The organism is Chitinophaga sp. XS-30, from assembly GCF_008086345.1.
In the GTDB taxonomy this organism is placed as follows: domain Bacteria; phylum Bacteroidota; class Bacteroidia; order Chitinophagales; family Chitinophagaceae; genus Chitinophaga.
Window position 1 is genome coordinate 4,788,369 of sequence record NZ_CP043006.1, and the last position, 16,446, is coordinate 4,804,814.

Annotated in this window: 11 protein-coding genes; 1 reads left to right on the top strand and 10 read right to left on the bottom strand. The window is 53.9% G+C overall.

Annotated elements, in window-relative coordinates; genetic code table 11:
• Window positions 1-2: 2 nt before the first annotated feature.
• On the bottom strand, window positions 3-2,369 hold the full coding sequence (locus tag FW415_RS19415) for an ABC transporter permease (RefSeq protein WP_148388356.1): 2,367 nt from the start codon (window positions 2,367-2,369) through the stop codon (window positions 3-5).
• A gap of 321 nt (window positions 2,370-2,690) precedes the next feature.
• Between FW415_RS19415 and FW415_RS19420 the strand changes: the two genes are divergently transcribed.
• Window positions 2,691-5,132, top strand: coding sequence for a TlpA disulfide reductase family protein (locus tag FW415_RS19420; protein ID WP_148388357.1), 2,442 nt, complete (start codon window positions 2,691-2,693; stop codon window positions 5,130-5,132).
• Window positions 5,133-5,135: 3 nt separating this feature from the next.
• Here the strand turns inward: FW415_RS19420 and FW415_RS19425 are convergent, their stop codons facing one another.
• From FW415_RS19425 to FW415_RS19465, 9 genes are all read right to left on the bottom strand, one after another.
• Window positions 5,136-5,594: a hypothetical protein gene (locus FW415_RS19425; protein ID WP_148388359.1), complete on the bottom strand. Its 459-nt coding sequence runs from the start codon at window positions 5,592-5,594 to the stop codon at window positions 5,136-5,138.
• A 45-nt stretch (window positions 5,595-5,639) separates the two neighbouring features.
• On the bottom strand, window positions 5,640-6,497 hold the full coding sequence (locus tag FW415_RS19430) for a sugar phosphate isomerase/epimerase (RefSeq protein WP_148388361.1): 858 nt from the start codon (window positions 6,495-6,497) through the stop codon (window positions 5,640-5,642).
• Window positions 6,498-6,540: 43 nt separating this feature from the next.
• A complete protein-coding gene (locus FW415_RS19435; RefSeq protein ID WP_148388363.1) occupies window positions 6,541-6,888 on the bottom strand; it encodes a hypothetical protein in 348 nt (115 codons plus the stop codon).
• Window positions 6,889-7,002: 114 nt separating this feature from the next.
• Window positions 7,003-8,112 (bottom strand): Gfo/Idh/MocA family protein, encoded by a 1,110-nt coding sequence (locus FW415_RS19440; RefSeq protein WP_148388365.1) that lies wholly within the window; start codon window positions 8,110-8,112, stop codon window positions 7,003-7,005.
• Window positions 8,113-8,138: 26 nt separating this feature from the next.
• Window positions 8,139-8,852 carry a ThuA domain-containing protein gene (locus FW415_RS19445; protein ID WP_148388367.1) on the bottom strand — a complete coding sequence of 238 codons (714 nt, stop codon included), beginning with the start codon at window positions 8,850-8,852 and terminating at the stop codon, window positions 8,139-8,141.
• A gap of 26 nt (window positions 8,853-8,878) precedes the next feature.
• Complete coding sequence (locus FW415_RS19450) at window positions 8,879-12,178, bottom strand: PVC-type heme-binding CxxCH protein (protein ID WP_148388369.1); 3,300 nt, start codon at window positions 12,176-12,178, stop codon at window positions 8,879-8,881.
• 40 nt (window positions 12,179-12,218) lie between these two features.
• On the bottom strand, window positions 12,219-13,778 hold the full coding sequence (locus tag FW415_RS19455) for a sugar MFS transporter (protein ID WP_148388371.1): 1,560 nt from the start codon (window positions 13,776-13,778) through the stop codon (window positions 12,219-12,221).
• Between the two features lie 36 nt (window positions 13,779-13,814).
• Window positions 13,815-14,525 carry a DUF3823 domain-containing protein gene (locus FW415_RS19460; RefSeq protein ID WP_148388373.1) on the bottom strand — a complete coding sequence of 237 codons (711 nt, stop codon included), beginning with the start codon at window positions 14,523-14,525 and terminating at the stop codon, window positions 13,815-13,817.
• A gap of 18 nt (window positions 14,526-14,543) precedes the next feature.
• A complete protein-coding gene (locus FW415_RS19465) occupies window positions 14,544-16,442 on the bottom strand; it encodes a RagB/SusD family nutrient uptake outer membrane protein (RefSeq protein ID WP_148388375.1) in 1,899 nt (632 codons plus the stop codon).
• Window positions 16,443-16,446: the final 4 nt, after the last annotated feature.

A 16,446-nucleotide genomic window follows, 5' to 3' on the forward strand; every position in this document is an offset into this window, starting at 1 on the left:
TCTCACGCTGCCTTCAGGCTCTTCACAGGGTTCATCAAAGCAGCTTTGATGCTTTGCATGGATACCGTCAGCATCGCCGTGAATACCGTGAGCGATCCGGCCAGCACCAACACCCACCACTCCATGCCGTTCTTGTAGGCGAAGCCATCCAGCCAGCGTTCCATCGCGTACCAGGCCATGGGCGAAGCCAGGATAATCGCTATTAGAACGGGTTTCAGGAAGTTGGCGGAAAGCAGCACAAAAATATCCGGAGCGGAGGCACCCAGTACCTTGCGCACCCCGATCTCCTTCATACGCTGTTCGGCCATAAAAGTGGCCAGGCCGAACAACCCCAGGCAGGAAATAAAAATTCCCAGAAAAGCAAAGTACCCTGAAAGCCTGCTGACGATCTGCTCGCTTTTATAAAGCTTCAGATATTCTTCATCCGAAAACTGGTAGCTGAACGGGAAATGGGGGTTGACCGACCGGCATAGCTTTTCCAGCCCGGCCAGCGCTTCCTTCGTTTTACCGGCTTGTACCCTTACCATGATCGTGCCCCAGGTCCAGTTTTCATCCAGGCGGATAATAAGCGGTTCAATAGCATGATGCATGGAATTGAAATGAAAATCCTTCAGTACGCCGATGATCTTCCCCTGCCGCCCTCCCCAGGATATGGGCTGGCCGACGGGGTCAGTATAACCGGTTATGGCTGCGGCGGCTTCATTCAGGATAAAACTGGCGGAATCCATTCCATATTCCCGGGAAAAATCGCGGCCTTCTTTCAGTTGCAGATCCAGGGTCTTCACAAAATCATATCCCACAACCGCATCGGCAAAACCGGTTTCCAGCGCGGGATCTTTACCCGGCCAGCTGACGCCGTTGGTATGATGCTCTATGTATGTTGGCGAGTTCCGCATCTTTGAGATATGCAATACGCCCGGAATGGAAGCGGCCCTTTCTTTGAAAAATGGATAGTTCTTCGCCAGCTCACCCTCTATGGGTAGGTACACCAGGTTTTCCCGGTCGTACCCCAGGTTGCGGGACTGGAAATAATCCATTTGCCGGTATATGACAATCATGCCAACGATGAGCATAATGGAAAGCGCAAACTGAAAGACCACGAGGCTGCGCCGGAAAATAACGCCGCCGGTACTGAACTTCAGGCTTCCTTTCAGCACCTGCACCGGTTTGAGAGAAGACAGGAATATGGCGGGATAACTGCCGGCGATCAGGCCGGTGATCAGCATCAATCCGGATAAAAGCACCCAAAACAGCGGTTGGTCAACGGGCAGCGCCAGCTGTTTCCCCGTGAGCAGGTTAAATGCCGGCAAGAACGCGACTACGGCCGTCACCGCAATGATCACAGCAAAAGCGGCAAGCAAAACCGCCTCGCCGGCAAACTGCCCGGCAAGTGCAAACCGGCTGGCGCCAACCACTTTACGCACCCCTACTTCTTTCGCGCGCTTGGCGGCTCTGGCGGTGGAGAGATTCATGAAGTTGATACAGGCGATCAGCAATATAAAACAGGAAACGATCGTGAACAGCCTTACATATTCGATGCGGCCACCAACGATCTCACCGTTCCTGAATGTTGAATGCAGATACCTTTCCTCATATGGCTGCAATTCCAGTTCCGTTGTCACATTCCCGTTTTCCTGCAAATACCCGTCGAGGAACTTTCTGATCTTTGCTGCTGCCTTAGCAGCATCCGCATTGGCCTGCAGCTGTACAAATGAAGCCGGACTGGTATTTGCCCAGTTCTCTACCCAGCGGTTCTCCTTCACATAGGCCGCCCAGCTTCTCAGAAAATCGAATTGCAGTGTTGAATTGGCGGGAACATTTTCGAATACGCCGCTCACCCGCAGATCGTCCCGGTTCTCATAGCGGATCAGCTTGCCGATGGCAGCTGCCGGGCTTCCGAAAAAGGTTTCGGCCATTTTACGGGAGATGGCGACCGATTCCGTTGTGGCCAGCGCGGTTGCAGGGGACCCGGCCAGCAAGGGGTAACTGAACATCCTGAAAAAATCCCCGTCCGCAAAGGAGCCCATCATCCGCTGCACATTCCCTTCCCGCTCAAATGTATAAGGCCGTATAGCCTCCAGCCCCGTTGCATGCTGTATCTCCGGTATATTCCGCTTTAGCTCCCCCGCCAGCAATCCCTGTGTAAGATAACCCGCTTCCGCCTTTCCGTCGGATGCCCGGCGGATATACACCTGGTACAGATCGTCCCCATTGGCATGAAAACCATCCACACTCCGCTCGTCCTGCACCCATAACATAATGAGCAGGCTGCAGGCAAGGCCTAATGCCAGACCGGAAATATTGATGGTCGAATACACTTTATTGCGGCGGATGTTCCGCCAGGCAACGAGAAAGTAGTTCTTTATCATGCGGATGCTGGCAGGAATAATATGCCAGTTTGGTCAGGCTATGACTATCAATGATTTGCATAACGGATTTTACTTAACCTGTCCGTATGCGAACAAGGACCGTCCGTAATTGAAAACTCCCGATCTGCGAAATGCTTTGATTGGAATATTGGCATGTTTGCCAAAGAAGCGCTTACCTGATTTACCGGCAGCAACTCCGGCACTGAGTCAAAATAGCCATTTTTAAAATAGCGACAAAAATAAATTACCTTAAATTTGAGCGCCGCCAGACAACAGCCTGAAAACACTGTCAATGCCGGTCACACCACCCAAATCACCGCCATGAAAATCAAGACACTGCTATCCCTTCTCCTTTGTACCGCCTTTACCGGTACCGCTTTTGGACAGGTTGTAACCTTGCAACCCGGTACGATAGTTCATTACAGAACTACGCTCAATTACAAAGCGCTCAATATGGAAAAAAATGAGCAGCTCAATGCCGGTTCCAACACCGCCATCTACCGCTTCAAGCTACTTGAAAAGTTGCCGGGTGGCCGCCTGCGGGTGGAAAGCACCTTGCTGGATTGCCGCAATATCTCCGGTGACATGAACTTTGATGCCCGCCGGTTGACGGAGGCCCGCATTAACAGTACCAGCGAGCTGTTCCAATTAACATTGCTGCAGGAACCCGTGGAACTGATCATCGGCAATGAACCTTCTGAGCAGCCCGCGCTTAAAGCTTTGCTGGAAAAACATGGAAAAGCATGGAGCATCCGGGAAGAATATAATAACATCATGGCTACCGGCATAAACATTTACCTGCTGAAGGAGACCAGCGCCGTTTTCTTCCGCTTCCCGCAACAGCCGGAAAGGCAAAGCAGCGAATGGCTGAGCCCCGATTCCACCCTGAAGTATTCCCTAAGCGCGGCCTCAGGCGGCGTAAGGCGTATCACGGCCACTAAGAATCCGGCGGCAAAAGGATACAATAAACAACAGGAATACCGACAGGAATATGACTGGAACGAAGCCAGCGGAAAGATAACAAGAGCGTTCATTACACAGCGCAACAATGATTCGGCCATGGTCAACGGCGGAAAATTTGCTTTTCAGTATGCAGACACCCTGTTGCTGGAACTGCTGGATGATCCCGAATCCTTACCCCGGATACCCGCCGATCTGAAAGACATGCTGGCCCTGTCCTCCAGCTGGAGCGACGCGCTGAAGGACGGGTTTGATACGGACTCCGCAAAGTTTGCCGCCTTTACACAAAGGTTCGATCCTATGTTCAGGCATGAAAAACGATATGCCCAGCAGAAGCTGGATATGATCCAGCACCTGGCCGGCCGGGACCACCATGATGTATATAGCGATTCCCTGAAAGCTACGCCTAACTATCTGCTGGAAGGCGCCAGCATACATCTGCACAACAAACTGCAAAGCATGGTATCCCGCGATGCGGACAGCGCCATGATGCTGATGCACTATCTTTCAAAGGCGCGGCATTCATCCTTCGCAGGCTGGATGCAACATAGCTTTGCGCAGCATCTCTTCCCGCCGGCAGACAGGAACCTGGATGAAGCAATAGCACACTTGCGCAAAAACGGCGTACCGGAAAAACGCATCAGGGAACTGATCTACGAAGCCAATAACAGCGAACGCGTAGCGGGTTTGCTGGTCAACAAAATGATCGGGGACGAAGACAGCGTTATCCGTAACGCCGCCTACCCCATGTACCTCACCAGCACCGCAAGAAAGACCCGGGATACGGATTCCCTGCGGGACATCGTACAGCAATTCAAATCCCTTTCCCCAGCCATCATCAAAAGCGGCAATGCCAACCGGTATGCGTTGATGCTGAGCAGGCAGCTTGCGGATAGCGGACGTGCGGCAATGGCGGACGAACTGCTGAATGACGCCATCGGAAAGCTGGAAAAAGGTGCGGAAGATTCCCTCAACAACACCCGGTATGCGGATAAAAATATGCTGGCCCATGCCTACAAACTCAAGTACGACCGCCTGGTGAAAACCAACCGGAAGGAAGCCTTCGTTTATCTTGCCAAAGCGGCGGCGGCCTCTCCCAAAACACCGGAAGAATCTGTGCATGACAGTTTCTATGACCGGGTATTCCTGCAATCAAAAGAAAGCTACCGCCGGGATTTCTCGGACGAGCTGCTGAAGGAAGGCGCTACCAAAGAAGCGCTGCAGGTGCTCAGCCAGCAGATCAAGGCGGAGCCGGGCATGCTGCCGGAAGTACAACAGTCGTTCAAGCAATACCTGCCCGAACGGGATTTTTCCGAATTTCTGCATGAGGCAGTCATAAGATCCTGGGACACGGCGCCCGATTTCACGCTGCAGGGAGCTGAGGGCGAGGTTTTCAAGCTGTCTGACTATGCCGGCAAATGGCTGCTGCTTGATTTTTGGGGAACCTGGTGCCAGCCCTGCCGCGAAGAGCTGCCGGAGATCAATAAAATGGTGGCCCGCATCAAAGACGATCCGGAAAAAGCATTCCTTTCCATTGCCTGCTTCGATACGCCGGAAAAGGTGAAAACCTTTTTCCGCAAGGAAGGATATGCGCTGCCCGTGGCGATGTCTGACCAGAAAGTGCAGGAAAACTACGGCGTGAAAGGATATCCCTCCAAGTTCCTCATTTCCCCGGAAGGTAAAATGATCTTCCTGCGGTATGGGAGCGAATGGGAAAAGGTCTTCGAACTGTTCAGCAATATTAAACCGGGGACTGATGCCGCTGGCGATAAAAAAACGACCGTTAGCAAAGACCTGCAATGATCATCAGCCGGATGATTTGTTGCGGAGCGGCAACAGGGTAGCAATGGCATATATCGCCGCGGCGAACTGCAGCATACCTGAACTCTCGAAAATGAAATCATCCGGCATCTCATACAGGTCCGAAGGATACAGGCGTTTCATGGTTTGCATGGAGGCGCCGCCGAAATAGACCACATTCTTGACCACATGATTATAACCTCCTTCGTAAAGACCGATCAACGCCACGGGAACAACTATCGTGATGAGGAGGAAAGCGACCAGTGCCGCTTTGCCGCCGGCTGTAGCACCATACCTGCGGTACAGCCAGTGGGTGAGCCATAGCAGCAGGATGACCGGAACGGCAAAATATACAACGTGCAGGCGGAAGGGAGCATCGTAGATCATGGCGCCGTACAGGTGGTGAAGGATCGTCAGCACCATGATGCCCATACCGGCGGTCAGTATTTTACTTGTGTTTTTCATGCCGGTAAAATTAGCCGGCATACCGTTGCGGAAATTGTATAAATTTTACATTTCCTGCGGGAACGCGCTTTTATAGAACTTCAGCCCTTCAAAAGCCAGTTCATCCGCACTATTGGCCAATGGCCGCCAGATACAGGCCGCACGGGCCAGTTCTTTCGACGGTGCGCCGAAGGTTTCCAGCACAATAGCCCCCTCATAACCGATCTCTGCCAGTGCGGCGTTGATGCCCTGCCAGTCCAGATGCCCGGTGCCCGGCGTTCCGCGGTCGCTTTCATTGCCCTGAATATGGCATAACAGCTTTTTACCAATGCGGCGGATAGCATCCGGGATATTCTTTTCCTCTATATTGGCATGAAAAGTATCGAGCAGGATGCGGATATGCTCCGTCCCTGTTTCATCTACCAGCGCTATCGCCTGATCTACCGTATTGATCATATCCGTTTCAAAGCGGTTGAGCGGCTCCAGCCCGATGATAACCCCATGGTCCCCCGCGACCTTATCGGCCTCGCGGAGATTCTCCACACACCATGCCCGCTCCTGCCGCTTCTGCTCTTCCGGCACGATCCGGGTTTTGCCTACCGCGGAATATACCGGCCCTCCGAAAACGGGACTGCCCATTTCTGCTGCTATCTTCACGCATTCCGTAATGTATTGCAAGCCGTTCCGGCGGATACGGGCATCGGTGGAAGAAATATCCCGGTCCGGCCCAAAAGCCCCGCTGACCGTGATTTTCAGATCAAGGTCCGCAGCCCTGGATTTCAGCTGTTTCCAGTCGATCAGCGCGGCATCTTCCACCGCCACTTCCACGATATCATACCCTGCTCCCTTTATTTTGGGCAGCAGATCAAATGCCGCTGTGGAAAAGGGAGATACCCAGACGAATGTGCTTACACCAAAAGTCATCAATTGTTTTTTAAGTTGAAAGAATAACGGAGAAAGCCACTTTCTAATAATAGATGTAATAGCGGGCTACCACAGTAGACGGGTAACTGCCGGGAATATAGAACTGGATGGCGATCTCATCCGCATACTGCGCACTGAAAACCGGGTAACTGATGGCCATGCTCCAGAAATCCCAGGGAGAATGCCTGATAAAATCCACTCTTTGTATCGATGCGCTGTAGCCGCTCAGGCCGCTGATGGTAACCTGGTTATAGTCATCGATAGACGCGGTGATGCCGGAGGGAAAACCGGAAGGTGCGCTGTAAAGAACAATAGAGGCTGCTGTCGATCTCAAAGAGGTCAACAGGCAGGAAGCTGTGATTAAAAAAGCAAACATCATGGATTTTTTCATAATAAACATGTTAGACGTGATGGAATCGGGTTTGTCATATCGGGCTTTCTCCGTTGAAATACTTGTTGTCACAATATGTATGCAGCAGGCGGAGAACCGCCTGCCTTTTCGCTATTATTCAAAATCCGGGATATCGATCCTTGCACCGCCTTTCATGGCGGATTCGTGTGCGCAGATGCCCGCGCAGGTGTAGTTGGCCGCAATGTGCGCATCAACGGCGGAATCTCTCCCTTCCGTGATCGCGGCCAGGAATTCCTGTACGAGGTGAGGATGGGAACCGCCATGCCCCGCGCCCTGCAGGAAAGAAACATGGTTCGGGTCGTCGATCTTTTCCCTTTTGGTAAAATGCGCGATCTCCGGTATCAGCAAGGGATCCGTATCCGGTACATCCAGCCGGTACGCATTTTCACCACCATCGAAGATCACATGATGCTCATCCTGCAGCTGCTCCCATTCGAAGGACATCTTTGTGCCGTACACATCGTAACTCTCTCTGTACTGGCGTACCACATCGAAAAGGGAACGGGTGGCCTCGGCGATCACATCCGAATTTTTGAGGGTGAAAGTGGCGGTTTCCACCGCGAAAGGCGAGCCATATCTTTTAGCCAGGTCATCACTCAATTTTCCGGAGCCATGGCAGACAACCGTGGCGGCTTTGGTGTTGTTGATCCGCAGCAGCGGTGAAATGGCATGCGTGCCATTCAGCATCGGGGGAAAACCTTTCCAGTATTCGTCCCATCCTTCCATGCTCATATCCTGTATATGCGATCCGCGCACGAACTGTATGCGGCCCAGCTGACCTGTTTCCGCCAGATTGAGACCGTACAGGAACTCGCGGGTGTACAGCGCGGTTTCCATCATCATATATACTTTGCCCGCCTTCCGTTTTGCTTCCACGATGGCCTGGCAATCGGCTACCGTCATGGCCATGGGAATAGTGCAGGCAGTATGTTTCCCGGCGTTCAGGGAAGCCAGTGTCATTTTCGCATGCTCCGGCACCGGTGTTACGATATGAATAGCATCTACATCATCGCGTTTGGGCACATCTTCATAGTTGGTGAACAGCAGATCCTCATCCAGGTTGAACTTCTCTTTCAACGCATCGAGCGTGGCCCGGTTGCGGGTGCAGATGCCCACCCGTTTGATAGCGGGGTGCTGCTGATAGATGGGAATAAACTCTTTACCAAAACCCATTCCTACAATAACTACGGTGATCTGTTTCATTACAAAACTTGTTAAGTATTAAAAAATTATTTCCGTGCGGCCCATTTTACCGCGTTCCGCAAAATGGCCTGATAGGCAGGCAGCTCATGTGATGCAGCATCGTGGCCCAAAGCGAAGCCTACGATCCTGGCAGCGGAGTGATTGACGATAAAAAGACTGGGACGGGTTTTGCCGTCTTTGTCCGCACTGGTAGTGGCCAGTACTTTGATGCCCGGCCCGGTGGTATCTTCCTCATAGTAATACAGCTCGTCTTTCAGCGTGAAAGTGGCCGGTACTTTTTTGGTAACGGGATGTTTTTTGTCATTCACCGTTACGGTAAATTCCCCGTACCTGTCGTGCCCCCTGCTGCCGCCGCCCACCAGCTGATGATTGTATGCCGGCCAGTCGGCCCAGTTATACCAGATGGCGGCATGGGCCAGCACGAGACCTTTTCCTTTGGCCGCAAAATCCATGATGGCTTTGCGGGTGAGTGAATCTTTGACAGGCTGGTTATTGCAGAGGAACAGCACATCGGCATGCGCCAGCTGCGGCAGGATGGTAGCGGGATCATCCGTATAGGTCACGGTAGCCAGCCCGTCTTTTTGCAGGGTTTCCGCATCGGCCTGTTTGTACCAGCGGTCAAAATCGTGGGAGCCGCCGCCGCCCACCATCAGCACCTGTATGCTTTTTGAATGGCGCTGGGCGCATGCTGCCGTACAGATCAGCATAAGGCCCATTAGCAACTTGATCATCATTTTCATACTTCCGGATTTTATTGATGTATATTTTATTTCGTTACCGTCATGATGCCGTTCATCCCTCTCCAGTGGCCGGGGAAAGTGCAAACGAAAGGATATTCTCCCGGCACGGCGGGCGCGGTGAATTTCAGCGACACCATTTCACCGGGATTGAGCAACCGGGTGGCGAACAGTACTTCCGGCATTTTGGGGACGTACTGCAGCTTCGAGGCATTCGGATCTCTCACCATGGCATCCGCGGCAGCGCCTACCTTTTCCAGCGTTCCGGGTTTGATGATGAGGAGATTATGCTGCATGCCATCCGGATTTTCCAGGCGGATGGTCACCTGCTGCCCGGCTTTTACGGTGATCTTTTTTTTGTCGTACTGCATAATGTCTTTCACCACTTTCATGTCTATCACCAGCGGCGGAATGGTTGAAGCGCCTGTTTTAGCTGTTGTACCGGGTGTTGCGGCCGGCAGGTTCAACTCAAGCGCCAGGCTTTGCATTCTTCCGGAGAAACGGAATTCTTCCGGATATGCTGCAATGTGGCTGTCTTCCAGCGGGTCTTCCCCCCATCTTACCGGTGCTTCCGGTGTAACGGTGAACATTCCCGGGGCTTTGGCCCTGGCGGTTTCCCTGCCATTCACGGCCAGTATCATTTCCCCGTTCTTCAACAGCGAGGCGGTGATCTCCAGTTCACCGGGCAGGGTCACTTTACAGCTGGCGGTATAATGCTGCCCTTTCTGGTTAACGGTCATATGCAGTTTGCCGTCTGCCATATACAGCCCGTAGCCGTTCTGCGCATCGCCATGCGCGAGGATGATGCCTTCAGGCATACGTTCCCGGCGGCTGTTGACTGCTGCACGGATCACGATCTCCCTGCCGGCCACATCGGCAACGAACGGCGTGCCGCCTCTGGCATCAAGGGTATAAACGGCCTGTTGCAGCCCTTTCATGATGGCTGTTCTGAATGCGCCGCGTGCCGAGGGTTGTGCGGCATGCGCTGCGGCCAGGAAACCTTTCTGATGGGTGTTGGCCGCTGCGAACAGGGCACGGGAAAGCCAGGGATCTGTTGCATTCGGGCTGTTAGCCGCTACGCGGTACAGCAATGCCCCTGCCTGCGCTGAAGCGGGAAAATCCGCCAGTACGCGGATAGCGGCTACCCGGGCATGAAGGTCCTTATCCTGCAGAATACCTGACTTCGCCATGATGCCAACGCTCTTCTCCTGCTTCGGCAATATTTCCACCGCAGCTTTGCGAACTCCTGCGGCAGGGTGTTTCAACGCGTTGCTGACTACCGCCAGCGCCGCCGTGCTCAGTTCCCCGAGGCCGTGCAGCGTCCATAATGCGTGTACAGCGGGACTGTTCAGCCCGGCTTCATCCACGGCGGGGTTCATAATGATATTGTACAGTTCGGGGATCACTTCCTTTTTTCCGGATTCCACCAGCAAACGCTGCGCGGTCATCCGCCAGAACATGTTGTCGTTCTTCAGCGCCGCCACCAGTCCGGGCACATCGTTCACCGACAGCGCCATGGGGGTATAGGGCTTTGCCTTTTTGTACACGATCCGGTAAATACGCCCGTGGGCATCATCCCGGAGATCGCTTTCGAAGGCATTCCCTTTGCCCTGCGGCTGCTCGGTGAAGGGCAGCACGGTTTCACGCGGGGCCTGCTGTTCCACGAATACGTTATGCTGGATGATGAAATTGTACCAGTCAGCCACCCATACCGCACCGTCCGGCCCCACCTCTGCCTGCACCGGTCCGAACCATTCGTCCGAGCTGGCCAGCAGGTTCCAGCCGTCCTTTTCCCTGAAGCCCGCGCCATCCGGCGCTATGATGGCGTTATGCACCAGCCGCACGGTAGGCTCATTGATGAAGGCAATGCGGTTCCAGTATTCCTTCGGGAAATCGCGTGCGGTGTACAGGTGATGGCCCGTTGCGGACGTAAATCCGCCCACAACATCCACCTGCCGCAGGTTGGGGGTCATGGCATGCACATCGTAATGCCCGTCGATCTTCTGCACAGCATCCACGGTTGGCTGATCTTTCCCCGGCAGGCTGCGCTGCATATGCCAGTAGGGCATGGAGTAATATGCGCTGTGCGTGTTGTTCGCCGTGGAAAGGAATACATGGTTATCTTCCGAAAAGCCCAGCCCCCAGGTGTTATTGGAACTTCTGCCCAGGAACTCGAACGCCGTTACATCCGGCTTGAAGCGGTACACGCCCATCGGGAAACGGAAAGCCTTGCCGTTGATCTTTCCGGAAAAACCGGAATAACCGACCACGCCCCAGATCTTGTTATCGAAGCCGTATTGCAGGTTGGAGGGACCCGCGTGAGTATCCTGTTTTCCCCATCCCGTCATGATCACTTCTCTTACATCCGCTTTATCATCCCCATCCGTATCTTTCAGGAAGATAAAATCCGGCGCCATGGACACGATGGCGCCGCCGTTGACCAGCACGATGCTGGTGGGGATATTGAGACTGTCCGCGAAGATGGTGAACTTGTCCGCCCTGCCGTCCCCGTCCGTATCCTCACATATCTTGATCCGGTCATTCGCCGCGCTGTCGCTTTCAATAAAAGCATTCGGGTAGTCAACGGACTCTACGATCCATAAGCGCCCTCTTTCATCCCAGGTCATGGCAATGGGCTTCGTGATATCCGGTTCCGCAGCAAACAGCTGAATATCAAAATCCACCGGCACCTGCGTGAGCTTGCAGGATTGCTCCGGAGAAAGGGCTTCCTGCATTTTGGGAACGATGTAGCGCTTTGTGTAATCGGAAATGGTATCTGAATTGTAGATGTCCACATCCGGGATGTTCAGCGCAGCGATGTTATCCCTTACTTCCGCGCCGAGCGACCATAACACACCATCCTTCAGGCGTCGCAGGAAATCTCCGTCCTTCCAGGTGGCATCATCGTTTTCCGCCGAGATGGAAAACAGGCGGCCTTTGCCGATATCGTGACGACCGCCGGCAAGGCCGGGAATCCAGGACGGTATTTTACCACCGGTTACATTCACCAGCACCAGCCCTTTGCCGCTTTCCACAAAACTGCGCAGAGCAGCGTCTGAAACCGGGGACAGCGCGGGATAAGTACCGTTGACCGCTACCGCATCGAACCTGTTCAGCATGATCGCGTCCAGGTCCCTTCCGGGTTCGGCATAGGTGAGGTTGACCCCGCTTTTAAACAATTTTGTGGCCATCCAGGTAGCGTACCTGCCTGCATCCTGCGATTGGCCATTCCCCAGGAACAGCACTTCCGCCCTCCTGCCGTTCTCCTGTGCGGAAAAGGCAAATAAACAGATCACTGCTGCCATCCATAAAACAAAACTCCTTTTCATGATCTCTATCGGTTTGAATATTGATTCTTTTCTTTTCCTGTCAGGTTTTCTGCTGTACCGGCGGCAACAATACCGCCTTATAACCGCCTTTTGAGCGGAAGTACAGGATCATGAAAACATATCCTGCCAGCATCACGAAGGGGAATATCGATACCGTTCGCAGGGCATCTTTCTTCGCATCTTCCCGAACCATATTGATGGTCTGTTTCGTCTCCGGCGGTGCAACGGCCAGCCGGTCCGGATCAATGACCCGGTAATCCCCGAAGAAGCCGGAGCGCTCTTCCGTAACATAGGTGCTATGCAGTGCCGTGCCATTGCCGGCATCATACTTTGCGAGGTTCGCATCCAGCTGTTTATCCTGTACGAAACCGAGGATGACGGCGCCGATGACGCCCACGCCCACCTGGCCGACGGCGCCCGTGAAGTTCAGCGTGAGCACCCCGCCTTTGGGGAACTGCTCGGCCACCACGCCAAGCATGGTGCCCCAGAGAAAAGTTTTTCCGAGGGCATACACCGTTGCGGCAATGATGATGAGCAAACCGGTTGCATAGGAAAGAAATTGCAGACCCGCCATCGCCACCAGGGCGCTGACCGCCAGCAGGCCCAGCGGAGCGAAGCGCTCCACAAAGGGCCCGGAGTAGAAGCGCAATACGGCCATGATAAGCGAGGTATAGATCAGCACCCATCCGCCGCGAAGGCCGATCTTCGCCATTTCCGGCGTCATCAGGTCCGTGATCCAGCTGTCTGTCCCCAGCTCCGTGGTGGCCAGCAGGATCATCAGCAATAACAGGAGGATGAACATCGGCCGGCCCCAGGAGCGCACAAAAGCACCCAGTATAACCGTTAACGTTAGGGTGATCACGATCTTCCAGGTCAGCGACCATTCAAAAAGGCTGCCCAGCTGGAAAGTGCAGAGCGACACGATAATGAAGATCCCGGCGATGCCTACTTCCTTCACCATTTCCAGGTAGCTCACACCGGCCTGTACCCGCTCGCTCACCGGGAATTTCCGTTTGAATATCATGATGCCGTACAACAGCACGGGCACCAGTATCACCGTGATGATCAGTTCCCAGCTAACGCTGAAGTGCATCATGGCGATGCCTGCAAGCCCCGCCAGCAACATTCCCGAAGGCCAGCCGGCATGGAGGATGTTCAGCCACTTGGTCTTCTCCTTCGGGTACATGGTGGCCACTACGGGATTGACGACCGATTCCGCGGCGCCATTGCCCAGTGCGAACAGCAGGGTACCGGCATACAACATCCAGTACCCGCTGGCCATGACCGTCAGCACTACGGACAGTACATGGCAGATAAAAGCGAAGATCATCGCCATTTTATATCCCACCTTGTCGATGATCAGGCTGAACAGCACGATGCTGATCCCGAAGGGCCAGAAGCTGACACCGAATATCTCTCCCTGCTGCGTTTTACTAAGACCGAACTGGATGCCCCATCCATCCATCAGGAAGGAGCGGAAAACAAAACCGAAGGCGGAGGCCACCAGCACCGTAAAACATCCCCAGAACAAAATGCGCTTGTCCTTTTCGTGATACAATGCCGGTTCCGTTACGTCCTGTGCCGTTGCAGATGATGCCATTCCCATTACGATGATTTAAATGTTCTGCAATGCGCTTTACAGTGTCAGCTTTACGACCGGCGAAAAGATCATATCCTCCACGCCTGCCATTTTCAGACCGATGCGTGCGAACACATAGGACTGTGCCGGCACAATGGCCGGTACGTTCACGGTCATGGATATATTGGCCGGATCAGTGATAGCCCCGCCGCTGATCACCGCGGAGCCTATGTTATAGTTGGCATTTCCGGACACAAAGGCCGTCTTGTTGATATAGAGATTCACCCTTTCAATATTCTTTGCATTGGCATCCGTCACGATCCTTTCCAGGCTGCAGGTGCCGGTAACCACACCGGAAGCAACGCTGAACTGCGGATTGCGGATCATATAATAGGGGGTTACCTCAATGTCCCTGGTCTGGCTGCCTTTCAGATTGATCACAATGGTATCGGAATCTCCCGCGGCATTCTTTGGCCAGAGAAAGGGGCCCTGGTTCTGTGCAACCGTGAACTTGTATTCACCGTCGAACACCAGCACGGAATAAGTGCCATCCTGTGTGAATGTGGTATTGGCGACCGGCCCCACTTTCCCGAAGCCGTACTGGAAGAGCTGGAAGGGCACCTGGTTGAATTCCAGGGGTATCGGATCACCATTGTACACAAGGCTGCCGCTCAGCACCGAACCGGGCGGATCGTAGTTGTCCTTCTCACAGGCAAACAGTGCAACAGCACTGAAAAAGAGTATGATATATCGCAATTGTGTTCTCATAAAACTTCTTTTTTTAGATTAATCCTGGTTCGGTTGTCTCACGATCTTCGGGTTGTTGGACAGGATATCGTTATTGATGGAGGAATAGTAGTTGCCGATACGGAAGCGGTTGGCGCCGGTAACGAGCGGTGATTTCAGTATCCTGTACAGCCATTTGCCGTTATCTGGACTGCCGGGGTTGTACAGTTTGTAGGACCAGAGGGCCCAGGGTTGCGTATTTCTTGTGGAAGCCGTGCCGATATTGGCCAGCAGGTCCGCTTCGGACATGGGCTGGCCATCCCACAGGGTATGCGCCTTTCTCCAGCGTTTGTTATCGAACAGCACATGCCCTTCAAAGCAGAGCTCCACGCGGCGTTCATGCATGATCCTTTCCAGGGTGATGTCGGCTGCGACCAATGGTATGGTCAACCCGGCACGTTCGCGCACTTCGTTCATGTATCCTGCGGCTACGCCTGGCTGGTTAAGCTCAAAGGCGGCTTCCGCTGCGTTCAGCAATACCTCTGCATACCGGTAACGGATAAACGGCGCTTCACTGCCTGTACCGCGGGAGCCTGAGCCAGCGGCGGGATCGAGATACTTGCGGATGTAAAAACCGGATTGCGCGGTAAATTCCATGCCGTTGATCGGCCCGTCGAAACCCACTACCTGTACTGGTGTGGTGGTACCGGGCAGCGGTTTCAGCTGGCCGCGCTGGTCGCCGGAGAATACGCTGCCATCCGCCAGGATGTACCCGGCCCAGATATCAACTGCCCTGCCTTTGAAGGTAGTGCCGGGAAGAATGACGGTACCGGCCAGGCGCGCATCACGACCGGCGAAAATATCCTGCTGGTTCGTATAGTAGATGGGGTTGCCCGCGCCATCGGTCACCGGCAGGGGCGCAAATGTATTGTCCAGCCGCTCGAAGGCGTGCACCAGGTTCAGCGAGGGATTGGTACGCCCGCCTTCTTCTTCTTCCGCTCCGAACCGCGGCTGATTGGAGATCGAAAAGCCATGCACTTTTCCGCTCCGCAGTTTGAAATCTTCAATGAAGATCGATTCCGGGTTGTTGGCCTTGTCGTAAAATATAGAGGCGAAATTCTCCGCGAGGTCCGGTTTCTTTTCATACAAGGCATACGCGCCTGCACTGCCGCCGATGATCTCCTGCGCCGCCTGCAGCGCTTTGGTGTAGTAAGCAACTGCCTGCGCTGCGGGAATGCCTACCTCACCGCCCGGTAGGGTCACCTGCGGGGTATTCACATTATAGCGGGCAATGGACCCTGCGTACAAAGCCGCACGGGCCTGCATGGCAAGGGCTGCGCCCCTGGAAGCCCGGGATTTCGTATTCGCATCCGCAGGCAGATCCATTTTAATGGCCTCTGCTTCACTGATCACAAAATCATATACCGCGGCTTCCGTTGCGCGCGGGTGCTGCAGGTAAGTGGGATCGCCCTTGAAATCATATTCCATGGATTCCAGGATCAGCGGCACACCGCCCAACCGTTTTACCATTTCGAAATAATAATTTGCGCGCAGGAAACGGGCTTCCGCCAGGAAACGGCTTTTGTTGGCATCCGACAATGCCGGTGCGGCAGCACATCTTTCGAGAAAAAGATTGAGGTGACGGATGTAGGTATAATCCCAGGTCCCCCACTCTCCATATCCCCAGTCTGTGCGCTGCACTTTACCAAGGTCGCCGTTCGAGGAAGGGAATGCTTCCGCAAAATCAGCCATCGTTCTCCAGTCTTTGATCGTGGCAATGTCCTGCTGCCGGTTGTACAGGTTGGCGAGAATGGACAATACCTGCGCCGGGTCGGAGAAGGCCTGCTCATTCGTCAGAATGGAGGTTGGCAGTACATTCAGGAACTCGCTTTCTTTTTTGCAACCGCCTGCGCCCATCAGCGTGGCGGCGAGTATCGTAACGGATAATATCTTTCTCATGATC